The sequence below is a fragment of the Buchnera aphidicola (Cavariella theobaldi) genome, from assembly GCF_964059165.1.
Lineage (GTDB): Bacteria > Pseudomonadota > Gammaproteobacteria > Enterobacterales > Enterobacteriaceae > Buchnera > Buchnera aphidicola_BO.
The window spans coordinates 1-3015 of record NZ_OZ060416.1; the positions used below are offsets into that span (position 1 = coordinate 1).

The 3015-nt window shown below is 32.2% G+C and carries 1 protein-coding gene and 1 pseudogene; both read right to left on the reverse strand.

What is annotated here, in order from left to right; genetic code table 11:
• Positions 1 to 558: 558 nt before the first annotated feature.
• A pseudogene (locus tag AB4W59_RS02775) lies at positions 559 to 1128 on the reverse strand (gamma-glutamyl-gamma-aminobutyrate hydrolase family protein); the annotation flags it as partial.
• Positions 1103 to 2698: an anthranilate synthase component 1 gene (locus AB4W59_RS02780; RefSeq protein ID WP_367673371.1), complete on the reverse strand. Its 1596-nt coding sequence runs from the start codon at positions 2696 to 2698 to the stop codon at positions 1103 to 1105. The gene AB4W59_RS02780 and the pseudogene AB4W59_RS02775, both read right to left, overlap by 26 nt.
• Positions 2699 to 3015 lie beyond the last annotated feature (317 nt).

A 3015-nucleotide genomic window follows, 5' to 3' on the forward strand; every position in this document is an offset into this window, starting at 1 on the left:
TTATGCACATTTTATACACAACTTATCCACAGGTTATTAAGATTTTATACAACGTGTATCCAACGTCATTAAAACAATAAAAAAGAGATACAAACCCACACTCTCATCATAATGTTTTTTGATGTTTGGTTTTCTTTTTAACACGTTTGCATAAGACAATGGTGCATCACCGCGATTTGGCAGGTTAAAAACAATATTTTTTCAACCATATACACAAAATATTTTTATTGGTTGTATAAATTCAAACAAGTATACCAACAATAAAATATGCACATCTCAGTGAGATGAAGATGTGGCATCACTGTTGATCAATGCTCTTATTATTGATGTGTAAAAAACAAACAATTGACAATCTTTGGCGCACTAGCCGTCGCCCCGTTTTCTTGGTGACCGCGTGTGTATATTGCCCATTGCATTGTGAGTCGTCTCGCAATATTGATTTTGTGTATTCACCTCACAAATAGATCTTGTTACCTGTTTTTTGCGCGCCGTGCACGGTGTGGGTCATGGGTCTTATTGCGTGTTTTGTGATGCGAAAAATATCTTTTATAGGTTCGCAGCCCATGCTAATATTTGTTCTAACAATTGGCTCCCTTGTGTGGTGAGAATGGATTCGGGATGAAATTGAAAACCACACACACGATCGATGTTATGACGCACTGCCATGATCATGTTGTCACAATGTGCATTCACAACAAAATGAGGCGGAATGGTGTTGCATATCAATGAATGGTATCGTGCAACGGGCAGGGGTTGAGAGAGGCCTGTAAACATTTCTAAACCGTCATGTTGAATACATGATGCTTTTCCATGGATAATTTCTCCTGCGCGCCCTATGATGCCGCCATACGCCTCTACTATCGCTTGATGACCAAGACATATACCGATAATCGGGATTTTGCCTTTTACTGTGTGTATTAATTCTAACATACATCCTGCTTTTGCGGGTGTGCTTGGTCCAGGGGATAACATTAAGATCGGGTTTTTCATCTTTAATAATTTGTTTGATATGATATTTATATCTACAACATTACGATAAATTATAACGTAATGTTTTTGATTTCTTAATTGTTCTACAAGATTATATGTAAATGAATCAATATTATCTAATAGTAAAATATTTGCCATTTTTGTTGAAGTCCTGCATTGAGTTGTGTGAATCACTGATAGCAGTTATTACTGCTTGTGCTTTATTAAAACTTTCTTTGACTTCTTCTGCAGGAATTGAGTTAAAAACAATACCAGCACCTGCTTGTATAGTGGCTATTGCATTTTCTACATACGCAGCACGGATAGTGATACAAGTGTCCATATTGCCGAGATCTGTAAAATACCCAATAGCGCCACCATAACTTCCTCTTCGAGTCCTTTCATATTCTGCTATTAATTCCATCGCACGTACTTTAGGTGCACCACTAAGAGTGCCCATATTCATGCATGCCGAATATGCATGCAATGCATCTAAATTATGTTTTAGCTTTCCTACCACTTTCGACACTAAATGCATAACATGTGAATATTTATCAACTTTTAATAAATCAGAAACATATCGTGATCCGGACTCGCAAATACGAGCAAGATCATTGCGAGCTAAATCTACCAACATTAAATGCTCTGCTAATTCTTTATGATTAGTTCGCATTTCCAACTCTATTCGACCGTCTAAATCCAAATCTATAGCCCCATTGTTTTTCCGACCTCTAGGTCTTGTACCTGCAATAGGATACAGTTCAATTTGTCTTGTTTTTTCATCATATTTTAAAGAACTTTCAGGTGATGCACCAAATAACGTAAAATCTTGATCCTGCATAAAAAACATATAAGGGCTGGGATTGCTTTTTTTTAATCGTTGATAAGCTGCCAACGGATTATGACAAGGCATATAAAACTTGCGTGAAGGCACCACCTGAAAAATTTCACCTTGATGGATTAATTGTTGCAGTTTACTAATAATATTACTATATTTCACATCACTCATATTGGATGTTACTGTAATATTTTTTGCATGGGTGTGAGATATTGATAGCAATGTTTGATTCAATTCTGTTTCTATTGTTTTTGTTCTTATTTGAATGCGTTTTTTTTCATCTATATTTTTAGTAAACAATGCGTTTTGAATAATAGCCGTTTTCTTTTGATGATCTAAAATCAATATACTTTCAGACAAATAGAAACAGAAATCGGGACATTTTTGTGTCCTTGTAAATGTTGGTATTGATTCAAATTGCGAAATAAGATCATAAGAAAATAAACCTCCAAAAAACATTGCTTTTGATATTTTTTTTGTATTTTGAAAACTCTTAATAATCAGTCTAAACGCATCAAAAACAGACAATGAAAAAATTCTTTTATCTTCATCAAGATTTTTGTTCATTTCTGGAAAAGTAAAATATAAATTATTATTTTTTTCAGATTTTTTAACATTCTTTATCGATGTTTTTTTAAGGGCTAACAATACTGCCAATCCATTTTCAGTCAATGCTTTTAATTCCACAGTGTTATCTTGTGCAGAAATACGCACAGCACTATCAATAATCATTATGCTTTCTATAGCATTTTTTTTGTTAATTTCAGCTGTTTCTAACAGCAATGTGGATGTCTGGCCTTGGCATAGGTGATTAAATATCATTGTTGGATCAGAATGGTATTGAACTTGTTTTTGCATTATGTCAATTTCATGCATATTTTTTTGATTCATTACATTAAGTCTCTTGGTTAAAACAACAAAAAAATAAGAATTTTTTATTAATACAGATAAACTTAGAAAATGTCATATATTTTTCTATTTTTTTAAAATATCTATTCTTTTTAAAAATATAAACTATATAACATATACCAATACTAATGAAAAAACAGATATAAAATAATAATAATAACTCAATAAATATATACTTTATAAAAGATTATTGTTTTTATCTTAAAAATATATTAAAATACAGTATATATATTAGTTTGTAATTAATATTATATAATATCTTTTATATTAAAGTGGATATGAAGTGTTGGATTGATACA